At 40.4% G+C, this 2208-nt stretch carries 2 protein-coding genes; one reads left to right on the forward strand and one right to left on the reverse strand.

The genetic code is table 11. The features are described from left to right. The first annotated feature begins 229 nt into the window (after nucleotides 1-229). Nucleotides 230-1681 (forward strand): dihydrolipoyl dehydrogenase, encoded by a 1452-nt coding sequence (locus G322_RS0118845; RefSeq protein ID WP_022943220.1) that lies wholly within the window; start codon nucleotides 230-232, stop codon nucleotides 1679-1681. A 79-nt stretch (nucleotides 1682-1760) separates the two neighbouring features. On the opposite strand, the gene G322_RS0118850 is transcribed toward G322_RS0118845, so the two are convergent. Next, a partial coding sequence (locus G322_RS0118850) for a UbiA family prenyltransferase (protein WP_028866749.1) occupies nucleotides 1761-2208 on the reverse strand: 448 nt, incomplete at its 5' end.

The following is a 2208-nucleotide window of genomic DNA, read 5'->3' on the forward strand; positions in this document are numbered from 1 at the left end:
AATCGTTACAAAATAACTTGCGATAAATTGTTTCCAAAAAGCCTTAAGTGATTGGCTATTTTAAAAACAAAATCACAAGTAATGTTGAAGCCAATTCTAAATGACTGGTTATTTTGAAAACAAAAGCGCAAGTAATTGTGAAGCCGATCCTTAGTCAGATTAATCCCCTCTTTCAAGCGCTTACTTCTTGGAGTCTGCGCTTTTTTTATACCCAAAATATGGAATTACCATGAAAAAGTTAACTGTAGATGTCGCCATTATTGGTGGTGGAACTGCGGGTTTAGCATCGTATCGTGCGGCCAAAGAAAAAACAGAATCAGTGATATTGATTGAAGGTGGTCAATTTGGCACAACCTGTGCGCGTGTGGGCTGTATGCCGAGTAAATTATTAATTGCTGCCGCAGAAGTCGCACACTCCGCGATGCATACTGCCCCATTTGGCGTGTTTGTTGAGGGTGAAGTACGTATCGATGGGCAAAAAGTGATGCAGCGCATTCGCGATGAAAGAGATCGGTTTGTTGGTTTTGTTATGGATGCTGTTGATGGACTTCCTGAGCAAGATAAACTCATTGGTAGGGCGACTTTTATTAGTGAAACTGAGTTACAAATAGATGATCATACATTATTGACTGCTAAGCGAATTGTTATCGCAACAGGATCTCGCCCAAGCTATCCTGCTGTTTGGAATGAGTTAGGTGACAAGCTTATTATTAATGATGATGTTTTTAATTGGACGGACTTACCAAAATCAATTGCAATATTTGGGCCCGGTGTGATTGGTTTAGAGTTAGGCCAATCATTGCACCGTTTAGGGGTTGAAGTATTAATGTTTGGTATGGGGGGGCAAGTTGGGCCTTTTACCGATCCTGATGTGATGGCTTACGCACAGAAAACATTCTCAGATGAGTTCTATTTAGATGCAGATGCCACGGTAAAAGAGATGATCCGTAAAGGCGATGCAGTACAGATTACCTATATTGATAAGCAAGGTGTAGAGCAAGTTAAATTGGTTGAGTACGTATTAGCTGCAACGGGTCGTAGGGCCAATGTTGATAACCTCGGATTAGATAATCTCAGCATCGAAAATGATGATCGGGGTGTACCGATTGCGGATCCATTCACCATGCAAACGTCTATTGAAAATATATTCATAGCGGGCGATGCCAGTAATCAAATACCGTTATTACATGAAGCCGCCGATCAAGGAAAAATAGCGGGTAGCAATGCAGGGTTATACCCAAATATCCGTGTGGGTTTACGCCGTAGTTCAATTGCTGCTGTATTTACTGATCCACAATTAGCAATGGTAGGCCTAAGCCGTAAACAGGTAATGGAAAAACTCGGTAGCTGTGGTTGTTTTGAAACAGGCATTGTTTCTTTTGAACATCAAGGTCGCAGTCGTGTGATGTTAAAAAATAAAGGCTTATTACATATCTATGCAGAGCATGGCACAGGGCGTTTATTAGGCGCTGAGATGATAGGTCCACAGGCGGAGCATTTAGCGCACTTATTAGCATGGGCACATCAAAATAGAATGACTATTTCACAAATGTTAGAGATGCCATTTTATCACCCTGTTATTGAAGAAGGGGTGCGTACTGCACTGCGTGATTTGAACGCCAAACTGAAATTGGGATCTGCCATGATCAACCAATGCATGGAATGTGGCCCAGGTTGTTAGGTTGTTTGTTGTGATTATATGGCTTTGGAAGTGGGACTTTAGTCCTGCATGTTTTGACTTTGCTATTTGATTACAATTATTATAAGTAACTCAAAAACAGTGCGATAAAGATAACAAAACCAACCATATTATTATCCAAAAAAGCCTTAAAACAGGCTTTTTTATCGCGTTCTTTTATTGCTATCTGTTGCCTGATAAACAGTACTAAAACAATCAACAAACCTAAATAATATAAAACACCTAACTGCTCTATAATCCCTAACCAAATAAGCAGTAGCAAGCTACCTATTTGCAAAAGGCCAATAACTAACTTGTCCTGTTTTGCAAATAAAATAGCGCTAGATTTTATTCCTATTTTTAGGTCATCGTCACGGTCAACCATCGCATACATAGTATCGTAAGCGATAGTCCACAATATGTTCACCATAAATAGTAACCAGACAATATTGTCTACTTGATTCGCCTGTGCCGCGTAAGCCATTGGAATTGCCCAACCAAACGCCATGCCCAAAACAAGTTGTGGCAGG

The organism is Psychromonas hadalis ATCC BAA-638, assembly GCF_000420245.1.
Taxonomy (GTDB): Bacteria; Pseudomonadota; Gammaproteobacteria; order Enterobacterales; family Psychromonadaceae; genus Psychromonas; species Psychromonas hadalis.

What these genes read in the sequence shown, in the direction of transcription:
- G322_RS0118845 (WP_022943220.1), top strand. Translation starts at nt 230, where the DNA reads ATGAAAAAGTTAACTGTAGATGTCGCCATTATTGGTGGTGGAACTGCG.